The organism is Luteibacter sp. RCC_6_2, assembly GCF_041360655.1.
Taxonomy (GTDB): domain Bacteria; phylum Pseudomonadota; class Gammaproteobacteria; order Xanthomonadales; family Rhodanobacteraceae; genus Luteibacter.
On the sequence record NZ_JBFUPQ010000002.1, the window covers coordinates 209,760 to 228,117 of the forward strand.

Annotated in this window: 15 protein-coding genes; 1 reads left to right on the plus strand and 14 read right to left on the minus strand. The window is 65.8% G+C overall.

What is annotated here, in order from left to right; translation table 11 throughout:
• Nucleotides 1-6 precede the first annotated feature (6 nt).
• Nucleotides 7-3,756: a translocation/assembly module TamB domain-containing protein gene (locus AB6730_RS02745; RefSeq protein ID WP_371022129.1), complete on the plus strand. Its 3,750-nt coding sequence runs from the start codon at nucleotides 7-9 to the stop codon at nucleotides 3,754-3,756.
• 842 nt (nucleotides 3,757-4,598) lie between these two features.
• On the opposite strand, the gene AB6730_RS02750 is transcribed toward AB6730_RS02745, so the two are convergent.
• The 14 genes from AB6730_RS02750 to flhA form a co-directional block, all read right to left on the minus strand.
• On the minus strand, nucleotides 4,599-5,840 hold the full coding sequence (locus tag AB6730_RS02750; RefSeq protein ID WP_371022130.1) for a M35 family metallo-endopeptidase: 1,242 nt from the start codon (nucleotides 5,838-5,840) through the stop codon (nucleotides 4,599-4,601).
• Nucleotides 5,841-5,980: 140 nt separating this feature from the next.
• Nucleotides 5,981-6,397, minus strand: coding sequence for a DUF2802 domain-containing protein (locus AB6730_RS02755; RefSeq protein ID WP_371022131.1), 417 nt, complete (start codon nucleotides 6,395-6,397; stop codon nucleotides 5,981-5,983).
• Between the two features lie 140 nt (nucleotides 6,398-6,537).
• Nucleotides 6,538-6,987: a chemotaxis protein CheW gene (locus AB6730_RS02760; protein ID WP_371022132.1), complete on the minus strand. Its 450-nt coding sequence runs from the start codon at nucleotides 6,985-6,987 to the stop codon at nucleotides 6,538-6,540.
• Nucleotides 6,984-7,559, minus strand: coding sequence for a chemotaxis protein CheW (locus AB6730_RS02765; RefSeq protein ID WP_371022133.1), 576 nt, complete (start codon nucleotides 7,557-7,559; stop codon nucleotides 6,984-6,986). Before AB6730_RS02765 ends, AB6730_RS02760 begins: the two co-directional genes overlap by 4 nt.
• Nucleotides 7,556-8,344, minus strand: a complete 789-nt coding sequence (locus AB6730_RS02770) for a ParA family protein (RefSeq protein ID WP_371022134.1) — start codon at nucleotides 8,342-8,344, stop codon at nucleotides 7,556-7,558. The genes AB6730_RS02765 and AB6730_RS02770 overlap by 4 nt, the downstream gene beginning before the upstream one ends.
• On the minus strand, nucleotides 8,344-9,255 hold the full coding sequence (motD, locus tag AB6730_RS02775; protein ID WP_371022135.1) for a flagellar motor protein MotD: 912 nt from the start codon (nucleotides 9,253-9,255) through the stop codon (nucleotides 8,344-8,346). The genes AB6730_RS02770 and motD overlap by 1 nt, the downstream gene beginning before the upstream one ends.
• Nucleotides 9,252-9,992, minus strand: coding sequence for a flagellar motor protein (locus AB6730_RS02780; protein ID WP_306851662.1), 741 nt, complete (start codon nucleotides 9,990-9,992; stop codon nucleotides 9,252-9,254). The genes motD and AB6730_RS02780 overlap by 4 nt, the downstream gene beginning before the upstream one ends.
• A gap of 1 nt (nucleotide 9,993) precedes the next feature.
• The gene (locus tag AB6730_RS02785; protein WP_371022136.1) at nucleotides 9,994-12,102 is read right to left on the minus strand and encodes a chemotaxis protein CheA; all 2,109 of its coding nucleotides are present in this window, start codon (nucleotides 12,100-12,102) and stop codon (nucleotides 9,994-9,996) included.
• Nucleotides 12,103-12,109: 7 nt separating this feature from the next.
• On the minus strand, nucleotides 12,110-12,751 hold the full coding sequence (locus AB6730_RS02790; protein ID WP_371022137.1) for a protein phosphatase CheZ: 642 nt from the start codon (nucleotides 12,749-12,751) through the stop codon (nucleotides 12,110-12,112).
• 9 nt (nucleotides 12,752-12,760) lie between these two features.
• On the minus strand, nucleotides 12,761-13,162 hold the full coding sequence (cheY, locus tag AB6730_RS02795) for a chemotaxis response regulator CheY (protein WP_371022138.1): 402 nt from the start codon (nucleotides 13,160-13,162) through the stop codon (nucleotides 12,761-12,763).
• 31 nt (nucleotides 13,163-13,193) lie between these two features.
• Nucleotides 13,194-13,925 (minus strand): RNA polymerase sigma factor FliA, encoded by a 732-nt coding sequence (locus tag AB6730_RS02800; protein WP_371022139.1) that lies wholly within the window; start codon nucleotides 13,923-13,925, stop codon nucleotides 13,194-13,196.
• Complete coding sequence (locus AB6730_RS02805) at nucleotides 13,922-14,797, minus strand: MinD/ParA family protein (protein ID WP_371022140.1); 876 nt, start codon at nucleotides 14,795-14,797, stop codon at nucleotides 13,922-13,924. The genes AB6730_RS02800 and AB6730_RS02805 overlap by 4 nt, the downstream gene beginning before the upstream one ends.
• A 61-nt stretch (nucleotides 14,798-14,858) precedes the next feature.
• The gene (gene flhF, locus AB6730_RS02810; RefSeq protein WP_371022141.1) at nucleotides 14,859-16,190 is read right to left on the minus strand and encodes a flagellar biosynthesis protein FlhF; all 1,332 of its coding nucleotides are present in this window, start codon (nucleotides 16,188-16,190) and stop codon (nucleotides 14,859-14,861) included.
• A 62-nt stretch (nucleotides 16,191-16,252) separates the two neighbouring features.
• The gene (flhA, locus tag AB6730_RS02815; RefSeq protein ID WP_371022142.1) at nucleotides 16,253-18,358 is read right to left on the minus strand and encodes a flagellar biosynthesis protein FlhA; all 2,106 of its coding nucleotides are present in this window, start codon (nucleotides 18,356-18,358) and stop codon (nucleotides 16,253-16,255) included.

An 18,358-nucleotide genomic window follows, 5' to 3' on the forward strand; every position in this document is an offset into this window, starting at 1 on the left:
ACCGGCATGAAATGGTTGATCCGCATCGGTGCCGCGTTGGCTGTCCTGCTCGTCGTCGTCATGCTCGGCGTGTGGTGGCTGGTCGGCAGTGCATCCGGCCTTCGTTTCGCACTCGCCCGTGCCCAGGCATTCACCGACAACGCGCTCACGGTGGAGAAGGCCGAAGGCCGGCTCGCCGGTCCGCTGGATATCGCCGGGCTTCGCTATCGCGACGGCAAGGGCATGGACATTCGCGTCGCCACGGCACACCTGGACTTTTCCTTCGGCGCCTTGCTGCGCAAGCGTGCCCATGTCCATGAGCTACGCGCCGACGGTATCGATGTCGCCCTCGGTCCTTCCGAACCGGAACCGGATACGCCGTCGGAGCCGTTCTCCCTGAAGCCGCCACTGGATATCGTGCTGGACAAGGTGAAGGTCGGCCACGTGCGTGTCACGCAGGAAGGCAAGCCCTTGTTCGAGTCCAACTCGCTCGATCTGGCCGGCTCGTGGACCACCAAGGGCATCGCGCTGAAGTCCCTCGCCTTGCGAGCGCCCGATGGCCAGGCCGACCTCGGTGGCACGCTCGCCGTCGGCGACGGCTACAAGGGCGATGGGAAAGCTTCGTTCGCATGGAAGGTCGGCGACGTGGACTATGCGGGGGAGATCGAGGCGCATAGCGATGGCGCGAAAGCCCACGCGATGGTGAAACTGCGGCTGCCTTTCGTGGCCCAGGTCGATGCCGACCTGGTGCAAAGCGATGACTACGCATGGAAGGCGAAGATCGACGCGCCACGCTTCGATCCCAAGCCGCTGCTGGGCGATGGAAGCCTGGAATCGCTCGGCCTTGCGCTACAAGGGACGGGCGACCGGTACAGTGCCCGGCTTGTCGGTGACGTCGACCTTGGCGATTACCGGGTGCGGCTTGCGCCGATCGAGGCGGCGTTCGACCACGAGTACAAGCGCCTGACACTCGACGAGCTGACGATCGCGTCGCCCCAGGTCAAGGGATCTCTCACCGCCAGGGGGACGGTCGAAATCGCCGCGCAACCGTTGTCGGCGGACCTCGCCCTCGACTGGAAGGACGTGCTCGTCCCCGCCACCGTCGCCGGCCAGGACCTCGCCAGCACCGGCCGGCTCACCTTCAAGGGCAGTGCCGAGTCTTATAGCGCGGAAGGCGATGTCGACATCGGGCCACCCGACCATATCGGCAAGTTCACCCTCGATGTCGACGGAACGCCGGATCGGGTGACCCTCCACTCCGTGCAGCTGAAACAGCGCAACGGCAGCCTCACCGCGGGTGGTGTGCTCACGCTGCGCCCGGCGCTAGCGTGGAAGCTCGACATCAAGGGCGATCGCTTTGATCCGGGCCAGGTCCTCGCCGAGTGGCCGGGCGCCCTGGATCTCGATCTCTCGACCGAAGGCAAGCTCGAGAACGACAAGCCGCTGGGCTCGCTCGAACTGCGCAAGCTCGACGGCACGCTCCGGAAGCGTCCACTGCGTGGCGGCGGCAAGCTGACGCTGAAGCCCGGCGAAGTGGTCAACGGCAACCTCGATCTCGCCTCCGGCGGCAGCACCATCCGCCTGGACGCCAAGGGCGACACCGCCAACGACGCCACGTTGAAACTCGCCATCGCTTCGCTCGGAGACTGGTTGCCCGATGCGGGTGGCAAGGTCACCGGTGACATCTCGGCCAAGGGCAACCTGCCGAAGCTGGCGGTGAAGGCGAAGCTGCGCGGCAGCACCATCGTCTATGCCGACCAGAAAATCGAGGCGGCAACCATCGACGCGGACATACCGGATATCAGCACGCCGGGCGGAAAGCTCGACGTCGTCGGCACGGGGCTGGTCAGTGGTGGGCTGGTCTTCAGCCGGGTGGACGTCGCTGCCCAAGGCAGTCAGGAACGCCATCAACTCAGCATCGACGCGAAGGGCCGTCCGCTCGCCGCCAACTTGCTGCTCTCCGGATCGCTCAAGAACGGCGGCTGGAACGGCACGCTGTCCACGTTGAACATCGACTACCAGGGACTGCCACCCTGGCACCTGCAAAATCCCAGCGCGCTGGCCTGGAAGGATGGCGCGGCGAGCATGAGCGATCTCTGCCTCACCGCCGGCGATCCCCTCCTCTGTGTCGCTGCTAAACAGGACAAGGCCGGCAACCTCGATGCGAGCTATCGCCTGCGCCGCGTGCCCCTCGCCTTGTTGATGACGGCGGCCGAGGCCTCGAACAGTCCCATGCGAGCCGAGGGCATCATCGAAGGCGACGGCAACGTCCGGCGCACGGCGGCTGGAGCGCTATCGGGCCAGGCCAACGTCACGTCCGCCCATGGTTCGATAGCCTATGCGGATCGAAGCGACCGTCCGCTGCTCGTCTACGACAATCTCTCCGCCAACGCCCAACTCGCACCCGACAACCAGCGCGTGACCTTGCGTGCTTCGTTGAACGGCGGTGGATCGCTCGACGGCAACGTGTCGCTCAGCGGGGCACAACAGGCGCTCGGCGGCTCGGTCGCCCTGCACCTGAAGGATCTCTCCGTCATCGAGCTGTTCACCGCCGAACTCGCCGAGGTGAAAGGTGCGCTGGATGCCAACTTCAATCTCGGCGGCACCGTGGCGGCGCCCGCGATCACCGGCCAGGCCGTCGTCGGCGGGTTCGCGGCGGAAGTGCCCAGCGTGGGGCTCAAGCTCAAGGACGGCCGGATCAGCATCGACACCACCGATGCGAAGAACTATCTCGTCGACGGCACGATCCGTTCCGGCGACGGCACCTTGTCGATCAAGGGCAACGCGGCACTCGGCACGGGCGCGCAGATGCGCCTCGGCATCGAGGGATCGAAGTTCACCGCCGTGGACATTCCCGCCGCGAAGGCCGTCATCTCGCCCGACCTGACCATCCTGCAGGATGCCAAGGGCATGAACGTCAGCGGCAAGCTCAATGTCGACATGGCCGACGTCGATGTCGAGCGCCTGCCCGGTGCCGGCGCGACCAAGGCCTCGCCCGACATTGTCGTGATCGACGACAAGCAGCGCGAAGCCGCGGAGGAATCGGCACCGATCACCGCCGATATCCGCGTCGACCTCGGCAACAAGGTGCACCTGGTCGGGTTCGGCATCGATGGCCGCATCACCGGTCAACTCGATGTTCGCGAACGCCCCGGCCGCGCCACGACCGGCCAGGGCCAGATCGGCGTGGACGGTACCTACAAGGCCTACGGGCAGGACCTGCGTATCGAACAAGGTCAGCTGCTGTTCGCCAGCACGCCGATCGACAACCCGGGACTCAACATCCGTGCCGCACGCACGTTGAATCCCAACGCCACCATCGACGACGGCCAGAAAGTGGGTCTCTACGTTTCCGGTACGGCGCGCCGCCCCATCCTCACCGTTTTCTCGAACCCGGTGATGGAACAGTCCGACGCCCTCTCCTACCTCGTCACCGGCAAACCGCTTTCACAGGTAAAGGGTGGCGAAGGCAACATGGTCGGCGCCGCGGCCCAGGCGCTCGGCTCCGCGGCGGGCGACCTGCTCGCGAAGAGCGTGGGCTCGAAGATCGGCGTGGACGACATCGGCGTCAGCAACAACGACGCCCTTGGCGGAACTTCCGCCTTCACCGTTGGCAAGTACCTGTCGCCGCGCCTGTACCTGAGCTATGGCGTCGGCCTGTTCGATCCCGGCCAGGTCATCACGCTGCGCTACCTGTTCAGCCGCAAGTGGAACTTCGAAGCGCAGAACGCGACCGACTTCAGCCGGGCGAGTTTCAATTATCGATTGGAGCGGTAGCGCCGCCACTGCCCGCATGTCGACAGTGAGCGCCCCCTGAGTTCCGCTGTCGACTAGGAAAGCGACGGCGAATGCCAGGCAGCAACGAGGGTCACCGCCTACGCCGTTATCGGACCAGGCGCGTTGACGTTGAAAATGCTCGGATGGTCCAATAGTTGGCGAACACACGCATGTGCTTCCACACGAAATGCGATATCGCCGTTACCCGAGAATACCGCTCAAAGAATTGTCGCTACAAAGGTACTGCAAGTCCGCCGATGCGCATACTAAACATCCTCTGGAAGAAGACCTGCCGATTGACACGGAATTTCTTCTGCCGCCATGACAGCTGGATCGGGTACGTACTTCGCGTTGGCGTACTGTGGTACGGCGGGTCGCAATTTGCACTGGCGTGCTACTTCACGAAGCATGACGGGCTCGAATTTACGTTCGCTCGAATGACCAATCTTGTTTCGAGTGCACTCGTAAGTGGAATCCTCGCGGGATTCTGGGCGTTGGGATCGGCAGGCATTAGTACAAGGCTAAATGCTCGTAAACATCGCACCATTCCCGAAGAAACACCGCTTCATTAGCAAGAGGTCATCGGAAGAACCGCATGTGCGAGACCCGAGAACTAATTTCCTTAGCCACTGGCTTCGCCTGTGCATGCGGCATGTTAGGTAGCGCGAAGCTGCAACGCGTCGCCATCACCGTTGCCACGACTCTTGCTCTCTACCGGATGACTGACTTCATGGCATGACTAGAATCATGTCGCACGTACAGTGTTGTCGTTCGGCCCGTTCGGCCCGTTCGGCATCGTTACGGTCGGTAGGTTGAGAATCAACCTCAGCGGCATCGTCGTTTCACTTTTCCGCTTCGTGTGTCGTCTGCATTGAATCACCATCGCCCCGGACATTGGGCTCCTCGTACGGAGTGGTGTCTACAACGAAGAATTCGACGTTATCAGCGTTCCTGACGGCTTTCCATCTATCACTTTTTGCAAGACCCTCAGCTAATTGCCGTCCGTAGAGGTAGTCAGCAGTGCCTTCTACGTCGTCATTGAAATGCGACATTTCATGCACCAACGTGCCGACACGGGAAGACGGCAGACCTACCTCCTGCAGCTTAAAAAAGCTGTCACAGAAGTGAATTACATAGGGTGCGTCCGCTTCACTCCATGCAGGCGTCGTCTCCGGGTAGTCCGGGCAACCGCACTTCAGAACAGGATTTCTGCTCACTGGGTCCAAGAGGCGACGAAAGAGCGCTCTCACGATCGAGTACGCGTGACCATCATTGCTCGCTGCAAAACCTTCCTCCCCTAGATTGGGGTCTGCGGAGGCCTTCTGCCCGAACCATCGCGTGTACCTGGGGTGCGGGACAAAAACGTTGTGCAACGTTCCATCTTCCGCGTACTCCTTCTTATAGCGAGATGACATATGGACCCATGCACCATAGATCGGGTCGAAGAGCTTCGAGTCCGCTGACTTGATGACACCCAATTGTCCGCCATCACAATCAGCTTCGCCGATGGAGCTGACACGCTCGACGGGCGAATTGATATAAATCGCCGTGACGTTGGATTCGCTCTCTTTCTGTCGGTTACGACGAAAAGCAGCATATTCCTCGGGCGTTACCACGTCGCTGTCCGGGCCCTGCTCCAGAGACAGGACATAACTGACGGCAAAGGCGCCGCCTGGACCGTAGTCGTATTCCAGGCGAAGATCGACATCGGCCTCCCTCCGTTCTCCGGGGTGAAGGATGATGAATTGGTTGGCGAGAACGCGCCCTGTGTTCACCCACCGGCCTATGTAACGGACCTTCGCTCCACTCGTATCGGTGACTTCGAACAGAGGCTTGGCAAGCCGGTTGTCCGATTGCACGAACGGCGTATTCCATTCATAGATGGCAACGTCCTCGTCGCCTTCGTTCGCAATAATGACGTGCACGATAGACGATCTCGACGCGTCAGACGGATAAGGCGTATCGAGCTTCACCGTTAATTTTTGCTCTGCTTTTGTATTTTCCGAGAGACAGGCCATCGCGGCGAAGAACACAAGAGTAACCAAGCGCTTTGCGGACAAGGCACCTTTATTCATTGCAGACATGAATCTTCCATTCCTTCCAAAAGGTCAGGAAGGCTAAGCGCCCTCCGCCGGGATAGAAATGGAAGCATTCTGAGTTTGGGCCACGTCCTCATCCATTGAGACGTAGGTCACGGAATTTGGTGGGTCGCCGTGAGTGGGTATCAGCGCGATGCGTGCAATCGATGCAACAGCTCGGCTTCAGTAAGCGAAATACCACAGGTCTCCGCGATGTCCTTGGCCGATGCCCCTTGGCGGGCGAGTCGCTGCGCCAGGGCAAGCGCACGATCCGTATTGCCGCCCGGCTCGTTCGGCATCGTCACCGTCGGGCCGCGTCGGACCTGGTCCTCGATGTCGCCAAGCCGGTTTTCGAGGCGGCGGAGCATGCTGGCAAGCGCTTCGCTCGGGATAGCCGGCTCGGACGACACGGCCGGTGAAGGCTGCGTTGCCTCGGCGGTGGGGACGGGGGCCTGCTGCTTCGGCACCTTCGGTGCCACGCCGAAACGGCGGAACAGGAACAGCAGGCCAGCCAGGTTGAGGATGGCCAAGGCGATCAGCACGTATCCGATGGCGGCGTTCATGCGGGATGGCTCCGTGGGTTCGCGCTACACGGTAGCGGCGATGGATGGTTGCGGCAAGCTTGCCCGCTGGCGCGGGATCGCCGCTGAAGCGGCTCCCACATGTCCTCAGCTTCTCCCGGTTGCCCGTTCGACGCCGGGGTTCAGGCGCGGCAGAGCTTCTGCACGTCGACCAGGGCGATGAATCCATCGTCGCGGGTGATCACGCCGCTGACGGGATCGTCGCGGCGTTCGGCGCGGCCGGGGGGCGGAGGATCGACCTCGTCGGGGTTGAACGTGAGCATGTCGCCGATGACGTCGATGCGCATCCCGACCACCGTGCCGCCGTCGTCGAAGACGATGACACGCTGTGCGTCTTCCTCGTCGGCGCTGGCGACGCCATCGAGGCCGAAGCGGCGACGGCCATCCAGTACGGGAACGATCTGCCCGCGCAGGTTCACGATACCCAGGACATCGTCCGGGGCGCCGGGCACCGGCGTGATGTCGCCCGGGCGGATCACTTCGCGGACGCTGGTGAGCGACAGCGCGTAGCGCTGTCCCTTCAATGAAAAGCCGAGCCAGGCGCCTCGCCCGTCGCGGGGGGTATCGGTCATGTGCCCAGTTCCTTTTCCAGCCATTCGATCAGCGCCGTGGTGCCTACCACGCCGCATTTGGGTTCAAACGACATGCCGGCCAGCCACGGACGTGTCGCGGCGCCCGTGCGCCATTGGATCGCCTCCGCCTGGAGCTCGACCGGTTCCTCGTCGACCACGCAAGCGAGCGCCCAGGTGCGGTCACGCAGGATGACCAGGGTGGTGGTCGTCGCGCCGGCCATGTCGGGCGAGAGGATCGCTGCGAGATCGGCCACGCGCGCCTCGCCGCTGGGATGGCGCCAGCGGCCGAGGCAGATCGGGTTGCTCGTATTGGGCGGGGTCAGCGGTGGCATCGGCAACACGTGGGTGACGTCGGCCATGGGCACGGCCAGCCTCACGCCTGCGGCCACGCACAGCAGGTACCGAAGATCGCTCGCGCGCGAGGCATCGGAGCCGGGCATGGTGCGCCAAGGCTCGAAGGCCACGACCTGCACCGCGCCCGCCGGTGCCACCGCGCTGGCAGGCGCGGGGGTCAGCAGGTCCGCCAGGTAATCGGCGACGATCTGCTCCGCTTCCTGTGTGGCGCGCATCATGCGGCGGCTCCCGTCATCGACGACACGGGCAGGGCCAGCAACTCGTCGAGCAACCGGCGGTAGGCCAGTCCACCACGCCGCGCCGCCGGCCACGACGCCAGCGGGACACCCGCTGCGCTGGCCTCGCGAATCTGCGTGTCGGTCGGAATCACGGCCTCGCTCACGGCATCGCCGTACTGCTCGCGCAACTGCGCAAGGCAGGCGCGCGAGGCATGCGTGCGCGCGTCGTACAGTGTCGGAACGATCGTGCGCAGCATCGGCTTCCCACGCGAGCGCTCGATCATCGACAGGCTGCGCAGCATGCGCTCCAGGCCGGCGAGCGCCAAAGCCTCGGTCTGCGTCGGCACGAGCAGGCGATCGCTGGCCGCCAACGCGTTGACCATCAACACGCCGAGCGTCGGCGGGCAATCGAGCAGCACGTGATCGAAATCCGGGGCCAGTTCGGCCAGCGCGTGGGTGAGGACAAGACCCATGCCGGGGCGCGTGCCGATCTGCCGGTCGAGGGTGATCATCGCGGCCGATGCGGGCAATACGCTGAGGCGATCCCACTGTGTCGCATGCACCAGCGTGCGTACGGGGAGCGGATTGCCACCGATGCCGAAGAGGTCGTAAACACTGCCGTGTGCTCCGCTCTCGACGCCGATATATCCCGACAACGACGCATGCGGGTCCATGTCGACAAGCAGCGTGCGCTTGCCGGACTCCGCCAGCAGACTGCCCAACGCGACGGTGGTGGTCGTCTTGCCCACGCCGCCTTTCTGGTTGGATATGGCCCAGACGCGCATCACGGGCCTCCCGCGGCGGAAAGATCGACACGGTCGGCGTCGCTATAGAAACGCGCCGGCGCGGCCTTGTCGCTCATGACCACGATGAGTACGCGACGATTGCGATTGCGCCCCTCGTCCGTCGCGTTGTCGGCCGTGGGACGGAATTCTCCCCAGCCGATGATGCCGACACGATGCGGGTCGACACCGGTCGTGGTGAGCAAGCGCGCCACGGTGGCCGCGCGGGCGGCCGACAGCTCCCAGTTGGAGGGGAACGTGGCCGTCGCGATCGGGGTGTTGTCCGTATAGCCTTCCACGCGCATGGCGTTCGGGAAAGGCGAGAGGATGCCGGCGAGCTTGCGCAGGACATCCTCCGCGGGCGCCTGCAACTTCGCCACGCCGACGGGGAACAGGATATCCGTGCGGACTTCGATCTCGAGCCAGTCCGGGGTCTTGCGCACGCTGACCATGTTCTTGTCGATCAGCGGTTTCATCGCACGCTGCACTTCGTCGGCGATCTGGCTGAGGCTCGCGGCCTCGGTCTTGCCGATGGCCGTGTTGGCCGCCGCGGCCGTGTTGACGCTCGCCGCTTCCTGGCGATCCGGTGCCGCTCCCTCGTGGCCGGGAAGTGGGAGGTTGCGCGGCGGGATGGGCACGTCGATCTTGGCGATCGGCGCCGCCGCGGGCGCGCGCGACTGGTTCGGCAGCGGCACCTGGGCGGCGGGCGTGGCTTCTCGGATCGGTTCGATGACCTTGCCGGTGCCGTTGAACGCTTCGTTGATCGACTGCGCCATCACCCGGAACTTGGTCTCGTTCACGGCGGAGACGGCGTACATCACCACGAACAGCGCGAGCAGCAAGGTGATCAGGTCGCCGTACGGTATCGCCCAGCGTTCGTGGTTGATGTGTTCTTCGTGATGCCGCCGCTTCACGACAGGAATCCCTGAAGCTTGCTCTCGATGTGCCGCGGGTTGTCGCCCTGGGCGATCGAGACGAGGCCTTCCACCAGGATCTCGCGCATCTGCGAGCGGCGACGGGCCAGGCCCTTCAGGCGCGACGCCATCGGCAGCGCCAGCAGGTTGGCCAGGCCGATGCCGTAGATCGTCGCGACGAAGGCCGCGGCGATGCCGTGGCCGAGCTTGCTCGGCTCGGCGAGGTTCTGCATCACGGACATCAGGCCCATCACCGCGCCGATGATGCCCATGGTCGGCGAATAGGCGCCGGCGTTCTCGAATACCTTCGCGGCCTCGATATCGGTGTGCTCACGCGCCAGCACTTCCACTTCGAGCACCGAACGCATCGCGTCCGGCTCGGTGCCGTCCACCAACAATTGCAACCCCTTGCGGATGAAGGGATCGGATTCGCGTTCGATCGCGGGCTCCAGGCCGAGCAAGCCGGTGCGGCGGGAGATCTCGCTCCAGCCGACGATACGGCTGACGAGGTTTTCCGATTCGATGTCGGGGGGACGGTAGACCCAGGGCAACATGCTCAAGGCGCGCTTGAGCACGGCGCCGGGCGTCTGCACCAGCAAGGCGGCGAACGTGCCGAGGAAGACGATGACGAACGCGGCCGGGTTCCACAGGGCATCGAGGCTCGAGCCCTTCAGGATGGTGCCCACGATGATGACCACGAAGGCCAGGATCGTTCCGACGACGCTCACGATATCCATGTCAGACCGCCATCCTCAGTGTAGGCAACACCTGCCCGCTGTCGTCGGCGAGGCCGGCGAGGTCGAGCACGAGCGAGATCCGCCCGTCACCGGTGATCGTGGCGCCCGCCACGCCCGGAACATCCTTCAGGAAAGGCCCGAGCGGCTTGGCCATGACGTCTTCACGGCCAAGCACTTCGTCGACGAGGCAGCCGAGCGTCTGGTGGCCGATCTGCACCACGACCACGTGACCGCCCTTCCCCGCCGTGCCGGCCCAACGGCCCAGATCGACCAGCGGCAGCGCGCGCTGGCGATGCGCCGCGACGATGCGACCGTCGAGCTCCTGGACCTGGCCGGGAACGAGTTCGAATACCTCGGCCACGTTGGACAGCGGCAGCGACAGCAACCGGTTGCCCACGCGCACCATCAACACGCGCAGGATGGCCAGCGTCAATGGCACCGACAGGCGCACGGTGCTGCCATGGCCCACGTGCGAATCGATCGACAGCGTGCCACCGAGTTCGACGATCTTGGTTTTCACCACGTCCATGCCGACGCCGCGGCCGGAAATGTCCGAGACCTGGCTGGCGGTGGAGAAACCCGGTCGGAACACGATCTCGTAGCATTCGCGCTCGTCCAGGCGCGCGGCCTGGTCCTCGTCCATCAGGCCCTTCTCGACGGCCTTGCGGCGCAGGACCTCGGGGTCCATGCCCTTGCCGTCGTCGGTGACGGTGATGACGATTCGGTCGCCGTACTGTCCGGCCGCCAGGCGCACGGTACCCGCGCGGGATTTGCCTTCGCCGGTGCGGACGTCGGGCATCTCGATGCCATGGTCCACGGCGTTGCGCAGCAGGTGCACCAGCGGATCGGCCAGGGCTTCCACCACCGTGCGGTCGATATCGGTTTCCTCGCCCTCGGTGACGAGTTCGATTTCCTTGCCGAGTTGACGGGCGAGGTCACGGACGATGCGCGGAAAACGCGAGAACAACTTGCCTACCGGCTGCATGCGCATGCGCAGCACGGCGTTTTGCAGGTCTTCCGCCACCCGCTCGAGTTCGCCGATGGCACGTTCCATCGGATCGTTCGTGCCGCGCGGGGCGAGGCTGGTGAGACGGTTGCGCACGAGCACCAGCTCGCCCGCGGCATCGACCAGGCCATCGAGGCGATGGGTATCGACGCGGACCGTGGTGTCGGCGGTGGAGGCGCCGCGTTTCTCGGCGGCCGCCGGGGCCGGCTTCGCTGTGGCCTGCGCCGCGGACACTGCCGGGGCGGGCCCGGATGAGGCGGCGGAAAGCGCAATCGGTGTGACAGACGGCGAAACCGGCGCGGAGGACGTCGAGCCCACCACGGCGGGACCGCTCGCGACACCGGGGGCGGCCGTGCCATGGAGGCTGTCGAGCAGCGCTTCGAATTCGTCGTCGCTGATCGCGTTTCCGTCGGCGGGCGCGGCGGCCACCACCGGCGGGGGGTTCGCGGCGGCCGACGCGACTATCTCGGAGGCGGACGAGGTGTCGGCGGACGCCTCGGCACCGGGGGCGCCCGTGCCATAGAGTGAATCGAGCAGGGCCTCGAACTCGTCGTCGGATATCGTGCCCGACGGCACGGAAGCAGGCTCGCGATCGCTGCGCGCGGCGTCGAGCATCGCTTCGAATTCGTCTTCGATCGGGTCGTGCGGCCGCGCCTGCGCGGTAGCGGCGGCGGGCGCGCTGGCAGGCATGGCCAAGGCCGCGGGTGGCGCGGAGACCGCACGACCGGGAATCAGCAGGCGGTCGAGCAGCGAACGGGGCGCCGCCTCGATCGGCAAACCGCCGTCGGCGGCGCGCATCATGTCGTTAAGGAGGTCGAGCGACTCCAGCAACGCGTCCATGAAGCCGGCGTCGAGCACGATCGAGCCGTTGCGGGCCTCGTTGAGGAGGTCCTCGCCCCGATGGCAGAGCTCGACCATCGGATTGAGACCGAGGAAGCCCGCACCGCCCTTCACGGTGTGGAACGCGCGGAAGACCGCGTTCAACAGTTCCATGTCGTTCGGCGAGGCCTCGAGGTCCACGAGCTGTTCGCCCAGGCTCTCGAGCAACTCCCGCGCCTCGATCAGGAAGACGTTGAGCAGCTCGTTGTCCAGCTCCACGCTCATACGGCGCTCAGAACCCGAATTCGCTGAGGAGGCGATCCACTTCGTCCTGGCTGACCTTGTCGGCGGCCGGCGCGGCACCGCCCGCCAGTGAGCCGGTCAGGCGAACCAGTTCCACCAGCGAGGACTCGACCTTGGCCATGAAGGCCTCGACCTGGGCCACGCGCTGGCCGGAGAGATCCTGCCAGGATTGTGCCTCGACCATCTCGCCGAAGCCGATATCGCAGCTCTGCGCGAAGTCGCCCACGCGCACGGCCAGCGCGGTGGCATGGGTGGCGAAGGCCGGATCGGCGTGGTCGAGCACCAGCACCTCGTCCGCCTGGCGGGCGAGGGCCTGTGCCTGCGGACGCAGCTTCTCGCTGAAATCGAGCGTGCGGTGCGCGGCCTGCGAACTCATCTCGAGCACGTCGCGCAGGTGCTTGCGCGCGTCGCTCATGTTGCCTGGCACGCCGTCGTGCGAAATATCGGCGGCGAGGCGGCGGGCGGACTCGTGCAGGTCGCGCGCGAGGTGGCCGAGCGCCATGAACAGGTGTTGCTCGCGGTTGCGCAGCAGCTGGTCGAGCGCCTGCTCGAAGGAGACGCTGTCGTCGGCGTCGAGCAGTGCGCGCAACTCGGGGGCCACGTCGTGGCCGCTGGAAAGCATGGTGTTCATCGTCGTTCCTTAGCCCGCGGCCGCGGCGAGTCGTTCGAAGATCTTGTCGAGTTTTTCCTTCAGCGTGACCGCCGTGAATGGCTTGACGACATAGCCGTTCACGCCACTCTGCGCCGCCGCGATGATCTGGTCGCGGTTGTTCTCCGCCGTGACCATCAGTACCGGCATGGCCTTCAGCGCCGCGTCGGCGCGGATCGCCCGGAGCAGGTCGATGCCGGTCATGTTCGGCATGTTCCAGTCCGTCACGACGAGGTCGAACGGCTGCGCGCGCAGCAGCACGAGCGCCGCGTTGCCGTCCTCGGCCTCCTGGATGAGGGTGTTGGTGAATCCCAACTCCACCAGGAGGTTCCTCACGATGCGTCGCATGGTGGAGAAATCGTCCACCACGAGGATCTTCATGTTCTTGTCCAAAACTCGTCTCCGCCTTGCTACCGCGCGTTCGTCAATGCTTGTCTTTCCAACCCGACATGCGTGCGCGGAGTCGAATGAGGGCCTGGCCATGGATCTGGCACACCCGCGATTCGCTCACCCCCAGCACCGCACCGATTTCTTTCAGGTTGAGCTCTTCATCGTAGTACAGCGACATGACCAGCTTCTCCCGCTCGGGCAGTCCGTCGATGGACTGCGCCAGCGCGTCACGCAGGCCTTGCTGCTCGAACAATCCGTCCGGGCCCGCGGCATCCGGGTCGACCACGTCGATCGCGGCGCCCTCGTCGCCTTCCGGCGCCGTGAGGCTCAGCAACCGCGCGCTCGCCGCGTCGGCCAGGATCTGGTTGTATTCCATGGCGTCGATGCCCAGCCGCTTCATCACTTCCGCGTCTTCGGCGTCGCCACCCGTCTCGTTTTCGATCTGCCTCGTCACCTCCGCGACCTCGCGCAACTTCCGGTGGACGGAGCGCGGGGTCCAGTCCGTCTTGCGCAGTTCGTCCAGCATGGCGCCACGAATGCGGATGCCCGCATAGGTTTCGAAGCTGGCCGCGCGAGTCGGCGAGTAATTCCTTGCCGCCTCCAGCAGTCCGATCATCCCGGCCTGCATGAGGTCGTTCGCATCCACGCTTGGCGGGAGCCGGCCCATCAGGTGATAGGCGATCCGGCGCACCAGCGGCGCGTGGTTCTTGACTAATTGATCCGCCGGGATACGCGTGATCTCGAGATATTCGGTCGCGACGCTCACAGTGGCAGCCCTCCCCCCAGATGGGACCGTTCGGCGAAAAAGCCGATGCGTCCCTGTGCCCGGGGTTCGGGTTCACCCCATGTATCGACCGACCTGGCCAGATTCTTGAATCCGACGGCCGACCGGCTGCTCGGCCAGGCATCGACCACCGCCGACTGGCGGCGGATGGCCTGGCGCAGGTACTCGTCGTGCGGAACCATGCCCATGAAATCCAGGGACACGTCGAGGAAGCGGTTTGTCACCCGTGACAGCTTCTCGAACAGCTGGCGGCCCTCCTGGGCGTGCCGGACCATGTTGGCGACGATACGAAAACGGTTCACCCCGAACTCGCGGCTCATGACCTTGATCAGCGCGTAGGCATCGGTCAGCGAGGCCGGCTCGTCGCAGACCACGACCACGACGTCGTCCGAGGCGGCGGCGAACATCGACACGCTGTCCGAGATGCCGGCGGCCGTATCCACGATCAGGTACTCGGGCGGCAACGGATATTCGTCGAAGGCGCGGATCACGGCCGCGTGCTCGATGTTCGGCAACTGCGCCATCCGGCGCGTGCCCGAGGTGGCGGGGATCACCTTGAGGCCATGGGCGGCCTGGAGGATCAGGTCCTCGATGCCGCACTCGCCCTCCAGCATGTGGCCGAGGTGGCGCGTCGGCTGGAGGCCGAGCAGGACGTCGATGTTCGCCATGGCGAGGTCGGCGTCGAGGAGGACGACGTCACGGCCGCCCATCGCGAGCGCCATGCCGAGATTGACCGCCACCGTGGTCTTGCCCACGCCACCCTTCCCGCCGGCGACGGCGATGCTTCGGGTGGGGCGGCGATCGGCGAGCCAGTTGAGTCCGGCGGCCTGGGTGGAATCGACGTGTGTGCTCATGAAGGAAGTCACTGCCGTAAGTGTTTGCGGTTGCGGTTGCCGGGAAGGGGTGCGTGCGTGGTCAGGCCAGGGCCGGCGCGGCGATGCCGAAGCGCTCGGCAAGCAGGGCGTCGTCGGGTTCATCATTGCGCTGCTTGAGCAACTGGGCCGCGAGGCAGACCAGCTTGCGCGCATCGGCCGAGGCGATGTCCTCGGGCACGCGCTGCCCATCCGTGGTGTAGTCCAGCGGCATCCGGTGCCGGATAAGGGCCGAGAGCGCGCCGCCGATCAGCGGCGCCTCGTCGAGCTTGGTCAGAATGGCGCTCTGCGGCGCCAGCGGCGCGTAGGCGCGGATCGCGTTGTCGATGGCCTGGGCCTGCGCGTTGGCGGCCAGCACCAGGCACACGCGCACGTCCGAGGTGGCGCGCAGCGTCTCGAACTGCTGCTGCAGCTTCGGGTCGTTGCCGGCGAGGCCCGCCGTGTCGACCAGCACGGTGTGCTTGCCGCGCAACTGGAGCAGCACGTTGCGCAGGCTCGTCGCGTCATGCGCGTTGAACACGCGCACGCCGAGCAGGCGGCCGTAATGTTCCAGCTGCGCCCCGGCGCCGATGCGGTACTGGTCGGCGCTGATCAAGGCGACGTTCGATGCCCCATGGCGCAGCACGGCGCGGGCGGCGAGCTTGGCGATGGTGGTGGTCTTGCCCACGCCCGTGGTGCCGACCAGGGCGGTGGTGCCGCCGCCGACCGTGTCGAAATTGCGTCCGCTGGTGCGGATGTTGCGCGAAAGCATGCCCAGCGGCAGGTAGCGCGCCTGTTCGGCGTTCATGTCGGCGGGCAGTTCCGCGCACAGCGCACGGGCCACGTCGCCGTCGATGCCCAGGCGGGTCATCTCGCGCAGCACGCGGGCACGCAGCGGCTGCTCGCGGTCCATCTGGTTCCATGCGAGGGTCGAGAGCTGGACTTCGAGCATCTCGCGCAGGTTGTTGATCTCGGCGCGCACGCCATTTACGGCGGCATCGTTGGCCGGCGTCGCGGTGGCGGCGCGCACCACGTCGGCGACGCTGGCGGCGAGCGCGGCGCTCGACTGGCGCTGCGGCGCGTTCGTGTTCGGCGGCGTGCCCGATTTCGTCGCGCGCTCCACCGCGGCGGCGGTGGCGGCGCGTGCCTGGTCGATGCGGGCGGCGCGTTCGGCTTCATCGCGCGTGGCGCGGATCGGCGCTTCCTCGCGGGCCGGGGTGTCGAAGCCGAAACCGGCCTCGCGCACCAGCGCTTCGTCGTAATCCAGCGCGGCGATGATCTCGATACCGTCGTCCAGCCGGCGCGTGGACAGGATCACGGCGTCCGGACCCTGTTCGTCGCGGACCTGGCGCATGGCCTGGCGCATATCCGGAGCAACGAATCGTTTGATTTTCATGCGTTCGATCCTGTCTTCGTTCGTTCGGTCCACACGGCGATTCCCCGCGCGGTATCTCGTTCCTATCGCCCGAGGGCCGTCACCAGCTTGACGCGTCGGTTGTCCGGAACCTCGTTGTACGCAAGTACATGCAGGTTTTGGGCCACATGCCGGGTGAAGCGCGAAAGCCACGGACGAAGTGCCGGCGACACCAGCAGGACGGCCGGTTCACCCGCCGCTTCCTGGCGGCGCGCCGCGTCGGCGACGCTCTGCTGCAGGCGGTCCGCGAGACCCGGCTCGACCGCAGCGCCGGCGGGACCGCCACCTTGCAGGGATTGCAGCAGGATCTGCTCGAGTTCCGGCGCCAAAGTAATGACAGGCACTTCCGTACCGAGGCCGGCGATCTCCTGCACGATCTGTCGGCCGAGGGTGACGCGTACCGCGGCGGCGAGGACACCGGGGTCCTGGCTCTGGCCCGCGTGCTCCGCCAGCGATTCGACGATGCCCCGGAAGTTGCGGATGGGCACGCGTTCGGCGAGCAGGTTCTGCAGGACCTTGACCACGACGCCCAGCGAGAGACGCTTGGGTACCAGGTCCTCGACGAGCTTGGGCGTCTGCTGCGCGAGACGATCGAGCAACTGCTGCACGTCCTGGTGGCCGATGAGTTCGTGGGCGTGGTTCTGCAGGATGTGCGAAAGATGGGTGGCGATCACCGTGGCCGGATCGACCACGGTGTAGCCCAGGGTCTGCGCATGCTCGCGCATGCCCGGCTCGATCCAGACCGCATCCAGCCCGAAGGCGGGGTCGCGCGTGGCGATGCCGTTGATCGTGCCGTGCACGCGGCCCGGGTCGATCGCGAGCATGCGCTCGGTGTGGATCTCCGCTTCGCCCATCGGCACGCCCATCAGGGAGATGCGATAGCCGTGTGGGGCCAAGTCCAGGTTGTCGCGGATGTGCACCGAGGGAACCAGGAAACCGAGTTCCTGCGAAAGCTTGCGGCGCACGGACTTGATCCGCGCCATCAGTTCGCCACCCTGGGCCTTGTCCACCAGCGGGATGAGCCGGTAGCCCACTTCGAGGCCGATCGTGTCCACCTGGGCCACGTCTTCCCACGAGAGCTCCAGGCGTTCCGCCGGCGGCGCCGACTCCAGCGCCAGCTCGGTGCCGGGTGCGCCCGTGCCGGCCGCGGCGGCGGTGCGCTCCTGCTTTGCCTGGCTCAACTTCCATGCGGCGAAGCCCGCGAGCGCCGCCAGGATGAGGAACGGGATGTTCGGCATGCCCGGGATCAGGCCCATCGTGCCCAGCACGGCCGCCGCGACGCCGAGCGCCTTCGGCTGGCCGAACAACTGCCCCATCACGTGCTTGCCCATTTCCTGGGACTTCGACACGCGGGTGACGATCACCGCGGTGGCGATCGAGAGCATCAGTCCCGGCACCTGGGCGACCAGGCCGTCACCGATGGTCAGCAGCGTGTAGGTGCGCGCGGCTTCGGCGGCGGAAAGCCCGTGCTGCAACATGCCGATGAAGAAGCCACCGATGATGTTGATCGCGAGGATCAGCATGCCGGCGGTGGCGTCGCCACGGACGAACTTCGAGGCACCGTCCATCGAACCGTAGAAATCCGCTTCCTCGCGCACTTCCTGGCGCCGCTCGCGGGCCTGCTCCTGCGTCAACAGGCCGGCGTTGAGGTCGGCGTCGATCGCCATCTGCTTGCCGGGCATGGCATCGAGGGTGAAGCGGGCGGTCACCTCGGAGACGCGCGTGGCGCCCTTGGTCACCACCACGAAGTTGATGATGGTGAGGATGGCGAACACGACGAAGCCGACGGCGAAGTTGCCCCCGATGACGAATTCGCCGAAGGCCTCGATCACCTTGCCCGCCGCGCCCGGTCCGTTGTGCCCATGCAGCAGCACCACGCGCGTGGAGGCGATGTTCAGGGCCAGGCGGAGCAAGGTGGCGAACAGCACCACGGTCGGAAACGAGGCCAGTTCCAGCGGCCGCATGACGTACATCGTGGCCAGCAGGATCACCAGCGACAACGCGATGTTGAAGGTGAACAGCAGGTCCAGCATGAACGGCGGCAGGGGCAGCATCATCATGCCGAGCATGATCAGCATCGCCACCGGCGCGGCGATGCCGCGCCGGCCGATCTGCCGGAACGTGCCCATGAAGTTGGAGGAAGCTGCCAT